The sequence below is a fragment of the Mucilaginibacter xinganensis genome, assembly GCF_002257585.1.
In the GTDB taxonomy this organism is placed as follows: domain Bacteria; phylum Bacteroidota; class Bacteroidia; order Sphingobacteriales; family Sphingobacteriaceae; genus Mucilaginibacter; species Mucilaginibacter xinganensis.
Window position 1 is genome coordinate 4,909,348 of sequence record NZ_CP022743.1, and the last position, 19,653, is coordinate 4,929,000.

Genomic DNA, 19,653 nt, shown 5'->3' on the forward strand with positions numbered 1-19,653 from the left:
CTTTTATTAGCTTAATTCTTTACCACACTGTTAAATTTTGTTAAATCGTTTTATAAATTACGAAATTATCGTAGATTTACGATTATTTCGTAATTTAGTTTAATATTTTACATTTGTAGTTATGACCAAAAGCTTACACCTTATCCTCACCACTCTTTTCTTTATTTTTATTTGTATTGCCGCATTTGCGCAGCCGGCAAAAAGACAAATAAAAGGAACACTTGTTGACGAAACAAATAAACCAGTTGATTACGCCACCGTATCGGTGGTGAACGCTGTTGATTCGTTACTGGAAAAGAGTTCCGTTTCTGATAAAAACGGAGTGTTCCAGGTAAGTGAGCTTAAAAACGGCAGCTATAGGCTAATCATCTCCCAGCTTGGTTTAAAAAATTACATCCGTTCCTTTATCATCAGTTCCGACAAACCATCTATAGATTTTGGCACACTGCTCATGACAAAGGATGTCCGCAATTTAAATGAAGTTGCGGTTAAGGCGCCGAAAGAGCTCCTGTTACTATTAAAAAAGATACCGTTGAATTTAATGCGGGATCGTTTAAAACGCAGGCTAATGATAACGTTGAACAATTATTGAAAAAAATTCCGGGCCTTGAGGTTGATAAGGATGGTAAGGTGACCACGGCGGGTAAAGACATTAAAAAAATTATGGTTGATGGCCGGGAGTTTTTTGGAAACGATCCAAAAGCGGCAACAAAAAATTTACCTGCCCGACGCTATTGACAGGTGCAGGTAATTGGACGACAAAACAGACAAAACAAAAAAACACGGGTTATTGATGACGGCCCAGCGCGACAAGGTACTTAACCTTACCCTAAAGGCTGATAAAAAGAAAGGCTGGTTTGGAAACGCGACGGCGGCAGGCGGCACACAGGACAAATACCTTGGGCAGTTTAACCTTAACCATTTCGATAACAAAAAAGAATTGTCGTTCCTTTTCCTGAGCAACAATGTCAACGAGTCGGGATTTAGTTTCGAGGATTTGAACAATTTTACCGGAGGGGATATTTTTGGTGCCTTCTCAGCACCAGGCGGCGGTACATCCATCTCGGTTAACAGTAGTGGCAGGGTTAATGTTAACGGTGCTTTTTCAGGCGTAAACGATGGATTAATAACTAACCATAGCGGAGGCATCAACTACGCTGATATTTATGGAAAAAAAGAACAGCTAAAATTCAATGCCAGCTTTATTTCGGTAATCTCAAACAACCAGCTTCAAAAACTGGCTGACATACAGGACAACCCTAACAATTTATTCACCACCCAAAAAACAGGAGGCAGCAATACGCTGAATAGTTATCGTTTAAACTTGAATTTCGAGTATAAAATGGATAGTTTAACTACTTTTAAACTTAAACCATCCATTAGCACCTCTATCAATAAAAACAACTCGTCGCTGTTCTCAAACACTATAAACGGAGCGATGGACAGTATCAATAATATTAGCCAACTGCTTAACGGGCGTAAAACAAGCCCCGCTTATGGAGGATTGTTCTCTGTTAATCATAAGCTGCACAAAGGCAAGGGATCAGTAAACTTTTTTGCAAATGGCAATTACTCTAAATCAGATTATAATTACACCAACATTTCAGCATCCCGATATTTTGCAAATAATCAAACCGGAAATGATATTAATCAGCAAGCCAGCCAGGATAATAACGCTACTTTTTTTAACAGCACAGCATCTTACATAAGGCAGTTAAGCGCAAGGCGCAAAATAAATCTAACCCTTAGTCAAAGCTTTGATTACCGCAGGCAGCTTGCGGACCAATACACACTGGATTACAACGGCGTCACCGGTAAATATGAAATACTTGACCCTTTATTAAGCGGCAACTTTAATAACCGTAACTGGCGCTACACCACTACTGCGGGCTTAAACAAATCTACCGATGAGGTGACGGTAAATCTAAACTTTGCTGTTGCAGATTTGGGCTTGCAGGGCGATTTCACCAGCAATAATAAAATCAGCACCGTTAGGCGTGATGCATTTGCACTGGTGCCTAATGCCAGTTTCTCCTACCGCAAAAAAAATGGGCCAAGCTTTTATTTAAATGTTGGAACTGATGTAAACCTGCCCTCGGCCACAGACCTGCAGCCTGTTTTTAATAATACCGACCCGCTCTACATTAAACAAGGCAATCCAAACCTGGTAATGTCCAGATCATTAAATACAAATATCAATTACAGCTACTTTGATTTAAAAAACAATTATTACATTAACCTATACGGCAACTTCACCCCTACCTGGAACGGCTTCTCAACCCAAAGCACAGTGGATGCCAATGGTATTACCACATCAAAACCAATAAACACCGATGGTAACTACAGCACCAATTTTGGTTTTAACTATGGCAAGCCCACAAAAATAAAAGGCCTTAAGTTTAGTGTAGGTTTAAACGGCAACGTTAGCAGGTATGTAAACATTATAAACGGAAATGAGAATGCTGTTCGTCGCTTCTCGCCAGGGTTGAGCGCTGGCAGTAACTATGATATTGACGTTTTACAACTTGGAATAAGGGGGTACGGCACCTATAATAACGCTAAAAACTCGTACCAATCTCTTGCCGATCAGCATTATTATACCTTTTACAATACTTTTACCGCCAGCGTGAAGCCAGTAAAAAACTGGCGGATATTTACCGATGTTACGCAAAGATTGTTCAGGGGTAGCCCTGCAAGCGCAAACACCTCGTTTTACATTTGGAATGCCGGTATTGAGCGTACGCTGCTGAAAAAGCAAAACTTAACTTTCTCATTAAATGCTTTTGATATACTCAATCAAAATGCAGGCATAGAACGTAACATATCAACCACCGGCATCGTAGAAAACGACCAGACGAATACGATTGGCCGTTATTTTTATGCCAAACTTATTTACAAGATAACAAGGGTTGGCAGCGATGCCAAAAGCACACCCGGCATTGTAATTATGAGATAAGTATTCCTGTTGTAAATTTAACTTTCCTTATTTGTATTTAATTTAAATAAGCATTACATTTGACCTAAGTTTTAAATAAAGATATGACGCTTTCAGAACTTGAGCCAGGTGAAATTGGAATTGTAAAAGAATTTACTGATTTAGAGATGTCGGTGAAATTAATGGAAATGGGCTGTTTACCCGGTGAGCCTGTCACGGTGTCGCGCAGGGCTCCGCTCGGAGATCCGATTTCAATCAAAGTTTCCGGTTATCAGTTAAGCCTTCGTAAATTTGAAGCTTCCACCATTATTTTGCAGTAGCACGTTAACAATTGAAAGCCGATATAAGAGTTGCACTTGTAGGAAATCCAAACACCGGTAAATCAACTCTGTTTAATGCACTAACCGGTTTAAATCAAAAGATAGGAAATTTTCCAGGGGTTACGGTTGACAAAAAAACCGGCTATAGCGCCTTGCCTGATGGCCGCACTGCCGAGATCATTGACCTTCCGGGCACGTATAGCCTTTATCCAAAAAGCCAGGACGAGTCTATTGTATTTTCTGTTTTAGCTGACAGATCGAATACACATACGCCAGATCTCGTTATTGTAATTATTGACGCAACCAACCTTAAACGTAACCTGCTCCTTTATACACAGGTTGCGGATCTTAAAATCCCGGTTATTGTTGCATTAAACATGATAGACCTGTCCAAAAAGGCGGGTATTGATATTAATATTGATCTTTTCGCTAAAAAGCTTGGTGTGCCGGTAGTACCTATTTCAGCCAGGAAAGTTGAAGGGATCGATAAGTTGAAACAAGCAATAACCTTTGCCAATAAAATCCCTCTGCAGGAATCATCTATTGATGTAAAAGCGATAGCCCCGCAGTTAATAGCGCAGATAAGCCAGGAGCTAAAGCTAGACAACCCTTACTTTGCACTGCAACTTGCGCATCAGCACGAAACCGTAAAGTTTTTAACGGCTAAAGAAAGCGACCGGATAGAGGAACTGGAGCATGAGTTTTCTTTTCATTCGCAAAAATCACAGGCCACAGAAACTATTGCCAGGTATAATTTTATTAATGACCTGCTGTATGATACCGTAAAGGTGCCTGATACAGCACAGGATGAAACACTGAGCAATAAAATTGATAAGGTACTTACGCATAAGATATTTGGATTTGTAATATTCCTGGCTATCCTGCTATTTATGTTCCAATCCATTTTTGCATGGTCGGCCTACCCCATGGAAAAGATCGGTGACCTGTTTGCATGGGCACAAAACACGTTACATCAATTGCTGCCGGCCGGGCCGCTGACAGGCTTACTTGTTGATGGTGTGTTAGGCGGCTTAAGCGGCGTAATGGTATTTATTCCGCAGATTGCCATCCTATTTGCTTTTATTTCAATATTGGAAGATACCGGGTACATGGCACGGGTTACGTTTATGATGGATAAGCTGATGCGCAAGGTAGGTCTTAACGGCAAATCTGTTGTGCCGCTTATCGGTGGTTTTGCGTGTGCCGTTCCATCCATTATGAGCACCCGGACCATTGAAAGCTGGAAAGACCGCATGATAACTATTATGGTTACACCTTTGGTAACCTGCTCGGCGCGGCTCCCTATTTATACCCTGCTGATTGCTTTAGTGGTACCCAATCGCAATGTTTGGTGGATCTTTAATTTGCCGGGGCTGGCCTTAACAGGCATGTACGTTTTTAGCCTGATATCAGCTATAGTTGTTGCCTTTGCCTTTAAATTAATTTTGAAAGGGCGCGAACGCGGTTATTTTATTATGGAACTGCCTGTTTACCGCACGCCAAGGTGGAGCAATGTTGCTTTTAGTATGTACGACCGCTCGAAAGCTTTTGTGCTTCAGGCCGGAAAAGTTATTATAGCGGTATCAGTTATCCTCTGGGTTTTGGCATCATACGGCCCCGGTGACCGCTTTGCAGAGATCGACCAAAAATACAAGCAGCCTCAGTACGCCAAACAGCTAAGCCCTGATGAACTGACCCGGGCCATCAACTCCGAAAAGCTCGAAAACTCTTACGCAGGATCACTGGGCCACGTTATTGAACCGGCAATCAGGCCTTTGGGGTTTGACTGGAAGATCGGCATCGCCCTGATCACTTCTTTTGCAGCCCGCGAAGTTTTTGTAGGCACCATGGCTACCATCTATAGCGTTGATGGCAATGCTGATAAAATAGAATCGGTACAGAACAAGATGGCATCGGCTAAAAATCCAAAGACGGGTAAGCCGGTATTCTCCCTCGCGGTTGCTTTTTCGCTGATGATGTTTTATGCCTTTGCCATGCAGTGTGCAAGTACCGTAGCCGTGGTTTACCGCGAAACAAAAAACTGGCGCTGGCCGGCTATCCAGTTTGCTTATATGACCGTACTGGCTTATGTGGCAAGTTTACTGGCTTATAATTTATTGAAATGAGGTTAAGGGATAAAGTCTTTAGCCTCATATCCAATTCGCAATTAACGCGCTAATTTCTACACAAAACCATTTACTTTTCAAAACCTCTCGCCTTTAACCTTTCACCTCAAAAAGCTATCTTTGCACCGAGGTAAAAATTGGATAAAGTAAAAATTCTTGAAACATACCTGCCGGCTGATGCTGCCCCGCTCATCGGTCGCTGGATTGACTACTTTAAATGCGAATTTAAAATTTCGCGCAACAGGAACACCAAATTTGGTGACTACAGGCCCCCGCATTCCGGTAAAGGGCATCGTATCTCCGTTAATTATGATTTAAACCCCTACGCGTTTTTAGTGACTACTGTCCATGAGTTTGCACACCTGCACACCTGGAACGAACACCAACATAAAGCCAAACCGCACGGAACCGAATGGAAACTGAACTTTAAAAAAATGATGCAGCCTTTTTTCGAAAAGGATATTTTTCCTGCCGATATTAAACATGCTATTACAGGTTATCTGAATAACCCTGCTGCTTCAAGCTGTTCTGATCTTACCTTGTACCGCTCGCTCCGAAAGTATGACGCACCTAAAGACTCGGTAGTGACCGTGGAAAAACTCCCGTTAAAAGCTATTTTTAAACTAAAGGACGGCAGAATATTCAGTAAAGAGGAAAAACTTCGCAAGCGTTATAAATGCATCGAAGTAAATTCAAAGCGGGTATATTTGTTTAGCCCGGTTGCCGAGGTTGAAATAATTGAAAATCAAAACAATGGATAACGCAGCATTAATTGACAAAACGGTAACCTTTGTTCGCCAAACATTGCAGGATGCCGAAGGCGGGCATGATTGGTGGCACATTAACCGGGTGTGGAATAATGCCAAAACCATCGCTAAAACCGAACAGGCTAACCCTTTAATTGTTGAGCTTGGTGCGTTGCTGCATGATATCGCCGATAGCAAATTCCATAACGGTGATGAAGAAATTGGCCCAAAAACCGCCGGCGATTTTTTAGAAAGCGTTAATGTTGACGAGGGAACAATTCAGCATGTGCAACAGATCATCAGGTACATCTCTTTTAAATCAGGTTTTGACAATGCTGGCTTTAAATCAATAGAACTGGATATTGTGCAGGATGCTGACCGCCTTGATGCGCTTGGTGCCATAGGTATCGCCAGGGCCTTCAACTATGGCGGATTTAAGGGCCGGGAGATTTATAATCCCGAAATTAAGCCAAACCTTAACTTAACTAAGGCCGAGTATAAAAACTCCACAGCACCTTCTATCAACCATTTTTATGAAAAGCTATTGCTGCTTAAAGATAAAATGAATACCGCAACCGGGAAAAAGCTGGCAGAGCATCGCCATAATTTTATGCTAAACTACTTAGAGCAGTTTTATTCGGAGTGTGAATGTACAGTTTAAACCAATGTTATATTTTTGCCTTTAATAAAGTAAATGAGCAAAACGGTAACAACCAGGTTCTGTTGGCTTCGGTTAATTAGCTAACCCTATAATAGAATGACACCAATCACAGAACAAAAGCTGGCTGATAAAAATGTTGCCCCAACAGCTATGCGCATATTGGTCATGAATATGCTGCTGGAACAAAGCGCTGCCATAAGCTTAAGTGATATTGAAAAAGGCCTGGCTCCGGCCGACAGGATCACCATATACCGAACCATTAAAACTTTTGAAGAAAAAGGGTTGGTTCATGTAATTGATGACGGTACCGGCACTCCAAAATATGCGTTATGTTTAGAAGAGTGTGGTGTAAATGAGCATCATGATCTTCATGTACACTTTAATTGCATATCCTGTAAGGAAACTTTTTGCCTTCCCAACTGTAAAATTCCGGATGTCTCATTGCCTGCTAATTTTTCTTCAACAGAAATGAATCTTATTGTTAAAGGAATTTGCGATAAATGCGCCAACTAATGCAATTCCATTGCATTGGTTTAATAACTTACTTTGCGACATAATTAAAAAATCAAATAAAATGGATACAGGTCCGAGTAGAATATCTCAATTATTTACACCCCTCTGCTAACCGGAAAGCTCTTTCGCATTGTTCCGGCTAAGCCGGGGCTAATTTTACAACTATGCGCAAAAGGGAAAAAATCAACACCGTTAAACTGCATTCAGGCAAAAGCAGCGCCCAATTTTCACAAGATCTTAATAGTACTTCAGCATTAAGAATAACGCAGGCCTCGGCAGGTGATAAGTCTTTCGTTCTTTCATTACTTGAAAGTTGCGAACAAGGGCTTACTGCAACCCAGGTAAAGGATCGGTGTAATACTTATGGCTTAAATGAGGTAGCACATGAAAAAGCGCCTAAATGGTATATGCAATTTTTCGAAGCATTTTTAAATCCGTTTATAGGCGTCTTATTCCTGCTGGCAGTTATTTCATTAATTACCGATATAATGATCCAGGCACCTGCCGACCGCGATTATAAAACAGTTATCGTAATCAGCATTATGGTTATGCTAAGTGTTTTGCTGCGCTTTACACAGGAATACCGAAGCAATAAGGCAGCTGAAAAACTGAAGTCGATGGTGAAAACAACGGCGACCATACTGCGAAAAAACCAAGAGAAAAGTGAACTAGATATTAAGCACCTTGTTCCTGGCGATATCATTCAGCTTTCCGCAGGAGATATGATCCCGGCTGATATTCGCATTTTGCGGTCAAAGGATCTTTTTGTAAGCCAGGCTATGCTAACCGGCGAAGCTTTGCCCGTTGAAAAAACTGACCAAACTATTCATGATGCTGATCAGCAATCATTGTTGGAGCTAAGCAATAGCTGCTTCATGGGTACTAATGTAGTAAGCGGGACCGCGCTTGCTGTTATCGTAAACACAGGCAGCAACACCTATTTCGGCTCTTTGTCAAAAACTCTGGTTGGCAAAAGAGCCGAAACCAGTTTTGACAAGGGTGTTAATAGCGTGAGCTGGTTATTGATCAGGTTTATGCTGGTGATGGTTCCCCTGGTGTTTTTTATCAACGGCTTTACCAAACACGACTGGCTACAGGCATTGCTTTTTGGCATTTCAGTAGCGGTTGGCTTAACGCCCGAGATGCTTCCGATGATTGTAACCGCTAACCTGGCAAAAGGCGCTGTTAACATGTCAAAACGAAAAGTTGTTGTAAAACGGCTGAACGCCATTCAGAATATTGGGGCCATGGATATTCTTTGTACGGATAAGACCGGCACCCTTACTATGGATAAAATTGTTTTGGAACGCCATTTAAATGTTTTTGGCAATAAGGATAATGAGGTGATGAAATGGGCCTACCTTAACAGCTATCACCAAACCGGGCTAAAAAACTTACTCGACGTTGCAGTTTTGGAACATGTAAACATTCATACGTGTATTAAAGATGGCGAATCCTATCAAAAGGTAGACGAAATCCCTTTCGACTTTCAACGCCGCCGCATGTCTGTTATCTTAGAAGAAAAGAATCATAAGCACCTGTTGATTTGCAAAGGGGCAATTGAGGAAGTTCTTGATTTGTGCAGCAACGCGCTTGATCCGGGTGTAGATAATAAGTTACAAATAAAAAGTGATGCGATCATTCCGATGGATGAAAAAATGCGTAAAACCATTCTTAGTATCTCAAAAAAATTAAACGAAGAAGGGTTAAGGGTATTACTGGTGGCAGTAAAAGAATACGATGAAAGGCCGCTAACCTACTCCGTAGCCGATGAAAACAATATGATCCTTACGGGGTTTATCGGCTTTCTTGATCCTGCAAAACCTTCGGCCAAACCATCTATCGAGGCGCTGCATAAACTGGGCATTCAAATTAAAGTACTTACCGGCGATAACGAGGTTGTTACCAAAAAAATATGCATAGATGTAGGCATCCCGGTAACAAATGTACTGCTGGGTAAGGAGCTTGAAAGCATGAGCGATCTGGAGTTAACAAACCGCATTGATGACATCAGCATATTAGCCAAACTTAGCCCTATCCAAAAAGCGAGGATAGTAAAGGTTTTACAGACAAAGGGACATACCGTTGGTTTTATGGGCGATGGCATTAATGATGCAGCCGCATTGCGGGATGCTGATGTTGGCATCTCTGTTGATACCGCAGTTGACATTGCCAAAGAAAGCGCTGATATTATTCTGCTCGAAAAAGATCTGGTAGTACTTCGTAAGGGTGTTATTTATGGTCGCCGCACATTTGGCAATATTGTAAAATATATTAAAATGACGGCCAGCAGCAATTTTGGCAATATGTTCAGTATGCTGGGCGCTAGTGCCCTGCTGCCTTTTTTGCCGATGCTGCCTATACAGATATTGATCAATAACTTACTGTATGACATATCGCAGATTTCCATTCCCTGGGACAAAATGGATGAAGACTATATAGTTAACCCAAGGAAATGGGATGCAACAGGTATAAGTAAATTCATGCTTTATGTTGGCCCCATAAGTTCCATTTTCGACTATGCTACCTTTGCAGTTCTTTGGTTTGTATTTAAGGCGAATTCGCCCGTTCACCAAAACCTGTTTCAAACAGGGTGGTTTGTTGAAAGTTTATTATCGCAAACCTTAATAGTACATATGATCCGCACACGTAAAATACCATTTATACAAAGCTGGGCGGCGGCCCCGGTAGTAGCATTAACTACATGTATAATGGCTATTGCTATAGTTTTGCCGTTTTCAGGATTTGCCCCGGCGCTTAAAATGCAATCATTACCGCTTGCCTTTTTCCCATGGCTCATAGGGATACTGCTAACTTACTGTTTATTAACTCAAATCATAAAAAATTGGTTTATCAATAAATTTAATCAATGGTTGTAAATGAGCTATCTAATAATAAATTTAGACATGTCTAAATTTATTATTAGATTTGCTTAAATTAATATATTACTTATCATGAAAAAACACATACTCTCTTTTATATTACTAATCTCAGCAGTAAAAATAGCCCAGGCCCAGGATACCTTAAAACAAGAACGCTTTAGCTTTCACTTTCAGCAAACTATTATTACACAATACAAACCTGGATTCAGCGCCAACTACAGCGGGTTAAACAGCTTGTCGACCAAAGAAGAAACACAAAGCTCAATTACCTCTACATTTTTTGGGGCGGCTCGTCTGTGGAAAGGTGCGGAGGCATATTTTAACCCGGAGATTTCTGGTGGTGCGGGTTTAAGCAAAACATTGGGCATAGCCGGGTTTCCAAATGGCGAAACATTTAGGGTAGGCGCAGCTGAACCAAAAATTTATATCGCCCGCCTGTATTTTAAACAAAACTTTGAGTGGGGAACTGAAAAAGACACTCTTGAAAGTGATGCCAATGTGTTAGGAGGGTTAAAAAGTAAACGCTATTTTTCTGTAACAGTGGGGAAATTTGGCATGGCCGACTTTTTTGATGGAAATAGCTTCAGCCATGACCCGCGCACCCAGTTTATGAACTGGGCGCTGATGGATAATGGCGCGTGGGACTACCCGGCCAACACCCGGGGCTACACTATAGGCGCTGTTACTGAACTTGGGCAGCCTGACTGGACACTGCGGTTTGCTTTTACCATGGTGGTAACCCAGGCCAATTCATCTATCTGGGATGGTAAGATAGGCAAAGCCAATACCCAGACGCTTGAATATGAAAAGCGCTACACGCTGAACGGGCAAAAGGGAACGCTACGCCTATTAGGTTTCAGAAACAATGGCAAATTTGGCAATTATAACTTAGCTGTAGCCCAAAACCCTGCTTCCCCAAATATTGATACTACGCAAGCTTATGGCCGTCATAAATATGGATTTGGCATTAGTGCTGACCAGTACCTGAGTAAAGACTTTGGTGTTTTTGCCAAGGCAAGCTATAATGACGGGCATACCGAAACCTGGTTTTTTACCGAAATTGACCGTTCAGTAAGCTTTGGCGGCGTTTTAAAAGGATCATCGTGGAAACGCGGCGATGATGAAATTGGCCTTGCTTTTATTGGGAACGGATTATCGTCACCACACCGCAATTACCTTGCAGCAGGGGGGTATGGTTTTTTAATTGGCGATGGCAAGCTTAATTATGCACCCGAAATGATTGCCGAGCTTTATTATAAGGTTAATGCCTATCAGCATAAATTTTATTTAACCCCCGATTATCAATTTATAATAAACCCTGCTTACAATAAGGACCGAGGCCCGGTTAATGTGTTTTCGATAAGAGCCCATGTTGAATTTTGAGGTTAAAAGCTTTCAATAGTTCAATCATATAAAGTATTTACAGGCTACTAAATTGATACACAGCGGTTTATTACTGCCGTATATTATCGTAACAGTTAAATAATTTATTTAAAAAAGACTTCGTATCTTGCCGCAGTGGTTTTTAAATAAAAAAACTGATTTATCTGTGGGGGTAACCTTTTTTAGAAAATAGCCTTGATGCAGGCAAACAAAACAGGATAACTTAAAACACTATCTCTTACTCAACTTAAACCTTATTCAATTGTCCATTATGAAATTTACTTTTTCTACGTTTTTATTACCATTAGAGTGGAACGCGATCTTTTTGACCGGAAAAACAAATTCATAACGTGTTATCCATCTACCAGAATAAAAAGCACATCAGGTACTTTAAAATAGCGCTCTTTATTTTAGCAATTTTCTATGCATTTAAGTGTGCCAAAGTTGGCCATGATTTTGAAGTATTTGTATATGCGGGGGGTAAGCTAATAACCGGCCAAAATATTTACAAGCCCCCTTTTGTACAGGGCTTGCAATACTATTACAGCCCTTTATTTGCATTATTACTGGCCCCGTTCAGCAGCTTGCCTGTAATTGTACCTCAAATACTCTGGATCTTTATTTCCTATTTCCTTTTATACAGGATCTGGATCTTGTCTTCTGAATATTTCGATGCCTCACTGTTCACCAGTAAACAAAAACTTGCCTGGATACTTCTTACTTCATTCCTCTCCATAAGGTTTTTATTGATTGACATTGGATTTGTGCAAATGACCACCTTTTTATTGTGGGCTACTTTGCAAAGTATGAAGTTTATCAAACAAGAGCGCTACATTACAGGGGCAGCCTTACTGGCATTTGCAATCAATATTAAGCTGTTGCCGCTGGCTTTTGTATGTTATCTGTTTTATCGCAACCAAATAAAAGCGGCCATATTTACTTGCCTCTTTTACCTTCTGTACTTATTTTTACCGGCTATATATCTGGGCTGGGATAGAAATATAAGCCTGCTTCATGACTGGTTTAGTGCTATCAACCCTTTAAACAAAGAATGGACAATCGAAGCGGAAGACGGTCCAAGCAGCCTTGTAGCCTTAATTCCTGTTTATCTCACAAAAACCACAGGGGTATTATCCTTCAAAAGAAATTTTTTAGATCTGAATTTTAGCCAGGTTACGCTCATTCTCAATATTACAAGGCTGTTATTTATTTTGCTTACCCTGCTTTTTTTGCATACCCGACCATTTAAGGTTATCAGCAACCGCGTTCGGATTTTTTGGGAAATGTGTTATCTGTTTATAATAATACCTTTAATATACCCACATCAGCAGCAATATGCATTTGTATATATTATACCTGCATTTATATATATATCATGGTTCTTTGTGCTGAATTGGGATACCATTAAACACAAATTTAATTTGCTTACCTGGGCCATCCTCGTTGTCGTCTGCATAAACTTTTCACCATTGATTGGCCGCGATATTATCACAAGTCATTTTTTCGAGGTACTGTTATATTTAAGGATCCTGCCTATGGCTGTGATAGCGCTAATACCTATATTGTGGTATTGCCGCCCTAAAGATGAACTGAAATTATCAATTTAATTTTATTGAACAAGCTCTAGGCATCCATACAGCTTTGTGGGTACGATGCCTAAATATTTGGCATTCAATTAATCCCTTTGCATTTTTTCCAATCCAATAATTAAAATATCTTATGTTTATAATTGCCTTAAATAAAATACGTTAATTACTACGATGAAAAAATTGCTGTTTCCCCTATTACTACTTATAATAACTGCGAGTGCGTTTACCATTGTGAACAGTACGGTAACCCGATCGGCCATTACCTTTAAGACCAGGAATATGGGCATAGGGGTAGAAGGCAAACTCAGCGGTTTACAGGCAGAAGTTCATTTTAACCCGGCTGATCCATCCGCGAGTACAATTGAAGCTTCTGTTGACGCTAACAGTATCAATACCGATAATTCAAGCAGGGATGAACACTTAAGGGATGCCAATTATTTTGATGTGGCACATTATCCAAAAATAACACTGAAATCTGTTTCTATTAAGCACAAAAGCGGTGATAGTTATACAGGAGAGTTCAACCTTACCATAAAAGGAAAAACCAAGGCCTTGGATATCCCGTTCACCTGCACACAAACCGGTAATACAACCGCTTTTAAAGGAGGCTTTAAAATAAACCGGCTTGATTTTGGTATTGGAGGCAGCAGCCTGATCCTTTCGAACGAAATTACAGTTAGCATTGATGCGGAGGTGAAGTAAGAGATTAGCGGCTGGCTAATCAGAGATTAGGTTGAATTATTACTCGCTGAAATCTGATTTTCGTCACCGACATTTAAGTTACTGCCGGAATAAATCAACTAATCTTTAGTCTCAAAGCTCTAATCACTATTTTAACAATTTAATAACTAACCCCAGGTCTCTAACCTCTGATCACTAATCGTATATTTACGATTATGAAACTTCGCATACTTGTTTTAATTAATGCAGCGGCGGTTGCTGTAACCCTTTCGGCGGTAAATTATTATTTTCAGCACAGCTGGTATAATGTTTTACTAACTTTTTTTATTACCATAATTACCAGCTTTCTAGTTTTCTATTACCTGATAGAAAAATATGTGTATTCAAAAATAAAGCTCATTTACAAGCTCATTCATAATTTAAAACTGGGCCGCGACCTGCGTGATGCGCTGGGTGAACATGTAAGCGCAGACCCCATTAATGATGTGGAAACTGAGGTAAAGGAATGGGCCAGGGAGAAGAAGACCGAAATTGATGAACTGCGCAAACAGGAAAAGTTTCGCCGCGATTTTTTATCCAACATTTCGCACGAGTTTAAGACGCCGCTTTTCGCCATCCAGGGATATATTGAAGCCTTGCAGGATGATGACTTTGAGGATAAGGAACTGGCGAAGCAATTTTTGGCAAAGGCAGCAAAAAATGTTGACCGCTTAAGTTACCTGATAAAAGACCTGGATGAAATTTCAAAGCTGGAGTCGGGCGAGATCCCTATAAACCTCACGCGTTTTAAGATTAATGACCTTATAAAGGAGGTTTTTGAGTCGTTGGAGCTTAAGGCCAGGCAGCATAACATTAAATTAATATTCAAGCAAAAATACGATGAGCCGATATTGGTAAATGCCGACCGTGAAAAAATAAGACAGGTGCTGGTTAACCTTATTGACAACTCTTTTAAATATGGAAATGAAGAAGGCAACACCGCTGTAAGCCTGTTTGAATTGCATGACCAGGTACTTGTTGAAGTTACCGATGACGGCATCGGGATTGAAGAAAAATACCTTCCACGGCTATTTGAGCGCTTTTTTCGTACAGACACCAGCCGTTCGAGGCAGATTGGCGGCTCCGGGTTGGGCCTGGCCATTGTTAAGCACATAATAGAGGCCCATGAGCAAACCATTAACGTACGCAGTACCGAGGGATTGGGGTCAACTTTCGGGTTCACGCTGCAGCGGTCAAAGCAGACTTTACATTTACCTAACATACCAAATCTAAAAAATTAACATTAACTTAACATTGCGAAGTTACCTTTGTCCAAATTCAGATTAAAATCATGTCTTTAAACAGCATTTTTCAATACTTTATACCGAAGGATAAGAAAATATTTTTTCCACTATTTGAACAGGCTGCAAATAATGTGGTAACTATGGCTACAATATTAGTTGAAGCTGTTAATTCAAATAACCCGGCAACCCGCGAAGAGCTGTTTAAACAAATTGATAAGCTGGAAAACAAAGGCGACGAAATTACCCACCAGGTACACCTTGAACTGGGCAAAAACTTTATTACGCCGTTTGACCGCGAGGATATTCATGCATTGTCATCAGCAATTGACGATGTTGCCGATTATATCCAGGGGGCAGCAAACCGCATGAGCCTGTACCGCATTGATGATTTTAACGAACACATCCGCAAGCTTTCAGAACTTACCCTGCAGGCAAGTATCGATCTTGAGAAAGCAGTAAAAGAGCTAAAAGACCTTAAAAACGTGCGTAATATTGCCGATTCATGTATCAGGATAAACAGCGTTGAAAACCAAGCTGATTATGTATTTGACCGTGCAGTAGCTGACCTTTTTCTTTACGAAAAAGATGCCATCCGCCTGATAAAATATAAAGAGATCTTATCTGCACTGGAGACAGCTACAGATATGTGCGAAGATGCGGCCGATGTAATGGAATCAATTTTAGTTAAAAACGCTTAAGTTATTTTAATGGTTACACCTATACTAATTGTTATAGTTTCGCTTGCCCTAATATTTGACTATACTAACGGCTTTCACGATGCCGCAAACTCTATAGCCACCATTGTATCAACCAAGGTACTAACGCCGTTCCAGGCTGTGGTATGGGCTGCTTTTTTTAATTTCCTGGTTTACTTTTTTGTTAAGGACCATAAGGTTGCGAAAACGGTTGCGAAAATAGTAGTTGAAAATTTCATCACACTGCAGGTAATACTGGCCGGCCTGATAGCTGCTATTACCTGGAACCTGATTACCTGGTGGTTTGGGATTCCTTCCAGTTCGTCGCATACCCTTATCGGTGGTTTTGCAGGCGCTGGAATCACCAACGCTTTATATATGGGTGCAAACGGTTTCAGTGCTGTAAACGGTTCCTATATCCTTACCATATTGGCCTATATCGTATTGGCACCTGTTATCGGGTTAGTTATAGGCTATATAGTAACTGTTATTATATTACATATTTGCAAAAATGCGAGGCCTGCGGTTGCCGAACGATGGTTCAAAAGACTACAGTTGGTATCGTCAGCTGCGTTGAGCTTTGCGCATGGCGGCAATGATGCCCAAAAAGTAATGGGAATTTTATATGTAACTGTTGTTACAGCAAAAATAATTAAGCCCGGCGATAGCATGCCTAACTGGATCCCGCTGGCCTGCTACTCTGCAATTGCCCTGGGCACCTTATCCGGTGGCTGGAAAATTGTAAAAACCATGGGATCGAAGATAACCAAGATAACCCCGCTTGAAGGTGTAAGTGCTGAAACAGCCGGAGCTATTACACTATTTTTTACAGAACATTTCGGAATCCCTGTTTCAACTACGCACACCATTACAGGTTCAATAATTGGTGTTGGGTTAACCAAGCGTCTTTCTGCGGTGCGTTGGGGCCTAACCATAAACATTATTTGGGCGTGGGTAATTACAATACCGGTATCCGCAATTATAGCAGCAAGCGTGTTTGCCTTGTTAAGCGTGTTTGTTAAATAACTTTGCTGCTGAAAATTTGTTTATTTTGGCAGCTGGAATATTTACCGCTAATTTACCTCTTAAAAGCACTACCCATGAAAAGATCACTTTTACTTATCCCATGCCTTGTTTTATTTATAACATTAACAAGCTGCGATTCACTTAACCAAATAGCGCAAGCCGGAGCAACGCAATTATCAAACCCTACCAATATTGAGATAGGAAACGGGCTAAAAGAAGCGCTTCAAATAGGCACGTCAAAAAGCTCGGACCAGCTATCTGCCGTTGATGGCTTTTTTGCAAATGCTGCTGTAAAGATACTTTTTCCGCCGGAGGCTCAAAAAGCAGAAAAAACGCTGCGGAGCATTGGTTTAGGTAAACTGGCCGATAACGTAATCCTGTCACTTAACCGTGCAGCTGAAGATGCCGCAAAACAAGCGAAACCCATATTTTTAAATTCCATTAAGCAGATGACGCTGCAGGATGTGACCAACATTTTACTGGGCAGTCAGGATGCCGCTACGCAATACTTTAAGCGTACCACCACCATACAGTTAACTGCGTCGTTTAAGCCGGTTATACAAGGCAGCCTAAATAAAGTAGGTGCTACCAAATACTATGGGGATGCCGCGAACGAGTATAACAAAATTCCGTTTGTAAGTAAAATTAACCCGGACATCAGTGCCTATGTAACCCAAAAAGCAATTGACGGGTTGTTTTTGGAAATAGCACAGGAAGAATTAAATATCCGCAAAAATATCAGTGCGCGGACTTCGCCATTGCTGCAAAAGGTATTTGCTTACGCAGATAAGAACAGGAAATAGGCATACACGAACCAGCAGCAGTAGAATGGAGAAATTGAATCCCTTCACCACGGGTTTTTGAACTTACTTCACAGCGAATTTTATCCGGACTGTAACCTGTTCGGTTTGTCCGCTTGTATTACCTACCCATTCAGGGCCATTGTTTATTAAATCAATGGCCTTCTTATTTGTGGCGGTACTCAAGCCTTTTATAACAACAACATCGCTGATACTGCCATTGCGGTCAACCATAAAGGAGAGCTTTACCGTACCTGTTTTACTATCGGGCGATGCGGCATTCCCATTTAAATACTTTTTGAAACTATGCCAGCCTTCGCGCGGGTGCGCGCTGACGATTGATTCTTCGATATTTTTCCTGGCACCATATCCGGTAACTACAACTTCGCTGAGTGAGTTACCCTGCGGTTGCAAGGCTATTGTTTTTAATGAATCGCTATGGCGTGTATTTATTTTTACCGTGTTATAGCCAATGTAAGCAATAACTATATTGTTTGATTTACCGCTATCTACGGGAATGGAAAACTTCCCGTTATTATCAGTAACCGCACCGAACGACGTGCCTGGAATTCTTACAGATACTCCGGGTAAAGCCATACCATCTGTCTTATCTATTATGCGCCCCTGTAAAATAATTGGGTTGTTCGACGGTGCGCTCAATGGCGAACCGGCAGGGGTTTTTGACACGCCGGCAACGGCGCTTGGCAGCGCCTGCTCTCTTGCTGCTGCCACAGGTTTTAACTTGCTTTTATCAACAACTGCTGCACTTTGTGTCGCAGCTTTCTTTTTTTGAGAAGAGTAATCCATTACCACCATTTCATTTAAAGGGGTTGGCTCGTCGCTTGCAGTATCCGCAGCAACATCCGGCGCTACGCTGGCTATCACATTATCCGCTGCACTCTTGTCTGCAACTATAACTTTGGCTGGGCCAGGTTTTCTCAATTTCTTTTGTGAGGGCGTCACCAACGGGATAGCCCTATTGGCAGCAAGGTTATTATTTACTATGGTGTCGGTAGCTACAGGGTTTACAGCATCTTTCTTCACAGGCTCAACAATATTTGCCGAGGTTTGCCGCTTTTTTTCGCCGTCATTCTGTAACCAAAACAATCCTATTGTAATGGCTATGAGTACTGACGCCGCAATAGCCAGCCACCGGTACGGGATAATTCGCTTTTCTTTTTGTGTAACTCTCTGCTGTAACATGGTGGTTAATTCGTTCAACTGAGCCTGCTGGTTCGCACCGGCATTTTCATAACCTTCCATAGCATCCATTAAAAAAGGGTCGTCCTGCGCACGCTTTTCCAGCTGGTGCATAGCACGGGCGTCAAGTTCTCCGTTCAGATACTTCCTTATCAGCAATATATCAGTTTCTTTTTTACTCACTGCCTTTTTCCAAACAAATCCTAAGGTTTCGTTTACCGTTTTGTATGTAGCTTTTCACCTCGTTAAGGGTAAAGCCGGTTAATTCGGTTACCTCTTTATAACACTTCTCATTTAAATAAAACAGGCTTACACTTTGTTTTTGATTCCCGGGTAATTTATCAATACATTTTTCCAGGGCCTGCATAGCCGCTTCACGGTTACTATCATCAGGATGCAAAACCAGGGAAAATTCCATAACCTCATCTAAATTTGTCATCTCCATCTTTTTACCCGCACGCAGCTGCATTAAGCAATAATTACGGCTCAGCACATATAGCCAGCTTTTAAAGTGTTTAATATCATGCTGCCTAACTTTAACCACCAGATCCTCAAAAATACCCATTACAGCATCTTTGGCTTGCTCTTCATCTTTCAAATATTTTAAGCAAACCCCATACACTAAAGGCATTTGTTTTTCATAAAGCTTGCCTAAAAGGGTCAGATCGCCGTTTTCGCGGTAATTGGCCAGCAGTTTATCATCGTCTGCATCAGTGGTTTTAATTGGTTTACTAAAAAAATTCATTCCGGGGGGGCTAAAATAATTTTTTTTTATGGCTTATGGAAATTCGTTGTTTACTGCATCCCTATTAA

Annotated in this window: 18 protein-coding genes; 16 read left to right on the forward strand and 2 right to left on the reverse strand. The window is 41.1% G+C overall.

Annotated elements, in window-relative coordinates; genetic code table 11:
• Nucleotides 1-121 precede the first annotated feature (121 nt).
• From MuYL_RS21375 to MuYL_RS21445, 16 genes are all read left to right on the forward strand, one after another.
• On the forward strand, nucleotides 122-592 hold the full coding sequence (locus MuYL_RS21375; protein ID WP_094572482.1) for a carboxypeptidase regulatory-like domain-containing protein: 471 nt from the start codon (nucleotides 122-124) through the stop codon (nucleotides 590-592).
• Nucleotides 589-738: a hypothetical protein gene (locus tag MuYL_RS23375; protein WP_157741037.1), complete on the forward strand. Its 150-nt coding sequence runs from the start codon at nucleotides 589-591 to the stop codon at nucleotides 736-738. The genes MuYL_RS21375 and MuYL_RS23375 overlap by 4 nt, the downstream gene beginning before the upstream one ends.
• A 13-nt stretch (nucleotides 739-751) precedes the next feature.
• A complete protein-coding gene (locus MuYL_RS21380; RefSeq protein ID WP_094572483.1) occupies nucleotides 752-2,956 on the forward strand; it encodes an outer membrane beta-barrel protein in 2,205 nt (734 codons plus the stop codon).
• 83 nt (nucleotides 2,957-3,039) lie between these two features.
• Nucleotides 3,040-3,255: a FeoA family protein gene (locus MuYL_RS21385; RefSeq protein WP_094572484.1), complete on the forward strand. Its 216-nt coding sequence runs from the start codon at nucleotides 3,040-3,042 to the stop codon at nucleotides 3,253-3,255.
• Between the two features lie 11 nt (nucleotides 3,256-3,266).
• Entirely contained in the window at nucleotides 3,267-5,381 is a 2,115-nt protein-coding gene (gene feoB, locus MuYL_RS21390; RefSeq protein ID WP_094572485.1) for a ferrous iron transport protein B, read from the forward strand.
• 137 nt (nucleotides 5,382-5,518) lie between these two features.
• The gene (locus MuYL_RS21395) at nucleotides 5,519-6,142 is read left to right on the forward strand and encodes a SprT-like domain-containing protein (protein ID WP_094572486.1); all 624 of its coding nucleotides are present in this window, start codon (nucleotides 5,519-5,521) and stop codon (nucleotides 6,140-6,142) included.
• The gene (locus MuYL_RS21400; protein ID WP_094572487.1) at nucleotides 6,135-6,788 is read left to right on the forward strand and encodes an HD domain-containing protein; all 654 of its coding nucleotides are present in this window, start codon (nucleotides 6,135-6,137) and stop codon (nucleotides 6,786-6,788) included. Before MuYL_RS21395 ends, MuYL_RS21400 begins: the two co-directional genes overlap by 8 nt.
• 96 nt (nucleotides 6,789-6,884) lie before the next feature.
• A complete protein-coding gene (locus MuYL_RS21405) occupies nucleotides 6,885-7,301 on the forward strand; it encodes a Fur family transcriptional regulator (protein ID WP_094572488.1) in 417 nt (138 codons plus the stop codon).
• A gap of 164 nt (nucleotides 7,302-7,465) precedes the next feature.
• Nucleotides 7,466-10,180 carry a magnesium-translocating P-type ATPase gene (gene mgtA / locus MuYL_RS21410; protein ID WP_094572489.1) on the forward strand — a complete coding sequence of 905 codons (2,715 nt, stop codon included), beginning with the start codon at nucleotides 7,466-7,468 and terminating at the stop codon, nucleotides 10,178-10,180.
• Between the two features lie 75 nt (nucleotides 10,181-10,255).
• The gene (locus MuYL_RS21415) at nucleotides 10,256-11,566 is read left to right on the forward strand and encodes a carbohydrate porin (RefSeq protein WP_094572490.1); all 1,311 of its coding nucleotides are present in this window, start codon (nucleotides 10,256-10,258) and stop codon (nucleotides 11,564-11,566) included.
• A 350-nt stretch (nucleotides 11,567-11,916) separates the two neighbouring features.
• Entirely contained in the window at nucleotides 11,917-13,173 is a 1,257-nt protein-coding gene (locus tag MuYL_RS21420; RefSeq protein WP_157741039.1) for a glycosyltransferase family 87 protein, read from the forward strand.
• Nucleotides 13,174-13,326: 153 nt separating this feature from the next.
• Nucleotides 13,327-13,857, forward strand: coding sequence for a YceI family protein (locus tag MuYL_RS21425; protein WP_094572492.1), 531 nt, complete (start codon nucleotides 13,327-13,329; stop codon nucleotides 13,855-13,857).
• Between the two features lie 194 nt (nucleotides 13,858-14,051).
• Nucleotides 14,052-15,116: a sensor histidine kinase gene (locus tag MuYL_RS21430; protein WP_094572493.1), complete on the forward strand. Its 1,065-nt coding sequence runs from the start codon at nucleotides 14,052-14,054 to the stop codon at nucleotides 15,114-15,116.
• A gap of 50 nt (nucleotides 15,117-15,166) precedes the next feature.
• The gene (locus MuYL_RS21435) at nucleotides 15,167-15,817 is read left to right on the forward strand and encodes a DUF47 domain-containing protein (RefSeq protein ID WP_094572494.1); all 651 of its coding nucleotides are present in this window, start codon (nucleotides 15,167-15,169) and stop codon (nucleotides 15,815-15,817) included.
• 9 nt (nucleotides 15,818-15,826) lie between these two features.
• A complete protein-coding gene (locus MuYL_RS21440; protein WP_094572495.1) occupies nucleotides 15,827-16,840 on the forward strand; it encodes an inorganic phosphate transporter in 1,014 nt (337 codons plus the stop codon).
• A gap of 74 nt (nucleotides 16,841-16,914) precedes the next feature.
• The gene (locus tag MuYL_RS21445) at nucleotides 16,915-17,643 is read left to right on the forward strand and encodes a DUF4197 domain-containing protein (protein WP_094573059.1); all 729 of its coding nucleotides are present in this window, start codon (nucleotides 16,915-16,917) and stop codon (nucleotides 17,641-17,643) included.
• Between the two features lie 63 nt (nucleotides 17,644-17,706).
• On the opposite strand, the gene MuYL_RS21450 is transcribed toward MuYL_RS21445, so the two are convergent.
• A complete protein-coding gene (locus MuYL_RS21450) occupies nucleotides 17,707-19,023 on the reverse strand; it encodes an anti-sigma factor family protein (protein WP_094572496.1) in 1,317 nt (438 codons plus the stop codon).
• Complete coding sequence (locus tag MuYL_RS21455; protein WP_094572497.1) at nucleotides 19,016-19,585, reverse strand: RNA polymerase sigma factor; 570 nt, start codon at nucleotides 19,583-19,585, stop codon at nucleotides 19,016-19,018. Before MuYL_RS21455 ends, MuYL_RS21450 begins: the two co-directional genes overlap by 8 nt.
• Nucleotides 19,586-19,653 lie beyond the last annotated feature (68 nt).

What these genes read in the sequence shown, in the direction of transcription:
- MuYL_RS21375 (WP_094572482.1), top strand. Translation starts at nt 122, where the DNA reads ATGACCAAAAGCTTACACCTTATCCTCACCACTCTTTTCTTTATTTTT.
- MuYL_RS21385 (WP_094572484.1), top strand. Translation starts at nt 3,040, where the DNA reads ATGACGCTTTCAGAACTTGAGCCAGGTGAAATTGGAATTGTAAAAGAA.
- MuYL_RS21400 (WP_094572487.1), top strand. Translation starts at nt 6,135, where the DNA reads ATGGATAACGCAGCATTAATTGACAAAACGGTAACCTTTGTTCGCCAA.
- MuYL_RS21405 (WP_094572488.1), top strand. Translation starts at nt 6,885, where the DNA reads ATGACACCAATCACAGAACAAAAGCTGGCTGATAAAAATGTTGCCCCA.
- mgtA (WP_094572489.1), top strand. Translation starts at nt 7,466, where the DNA reads ATGCGCAAAAGGGAAAAAATCAACACCGTTAAACTGCATTCAGGCAAA.
- MuYL_RS21415 (WP_094572490.1), top strand. Translation starts at nt 10,256, where the DNA reads ATGAAAAAACACATACTCTCTTTTATATTACTAATCTCAGCAGTAAAA.
- MuYL_RS21425 (WP_094572492.1), top strand. Translation starts at nt 13,327, where the DNA reads ATGAAAAAATTGCTGTTTCCCCTATTACTACTTATAATAACTGCGAGT.
- MuYL_RS21430 (WP_094572493.1), top strand. Translation starts at nt 14,052, where the DNA reads ATGAAACTTCGCATACTTGTTTTAATTAATGCAGCGGCGGTTGCTGTA.
- MuYL_RS21435 (WP_094572494.1), top strand. Translation starts at nt 15,167, where the DNA reads ATGTCTTTAAACAGCATTTTTCAATACTTTATACCGAAGGATAAGAAA.
- MuYL_RS21440 (WP_094572495.1), top strand. Translation starts at nt 15,827, where the DNA reads ATGGTTACACCTATACTAATTGTTATAGTTTCGCTTGCCCTAATATTT.
- MuYL_RS21445 (WP_094573059.1), top strand. Translation starts at nt 16,915, where the DNA reads ATGAAAAGATCACTTTTACTTATCCCATGCCTTGTTTTATTTATAACA.
- MuYL_RS21455 (WP_094572497.1), bottom strand. Translation starts at nt 19,585, where the DNA reads ATGAATTTTTTTAGTAAACCAATTAAAACCACTGATGCAGACGATGAT.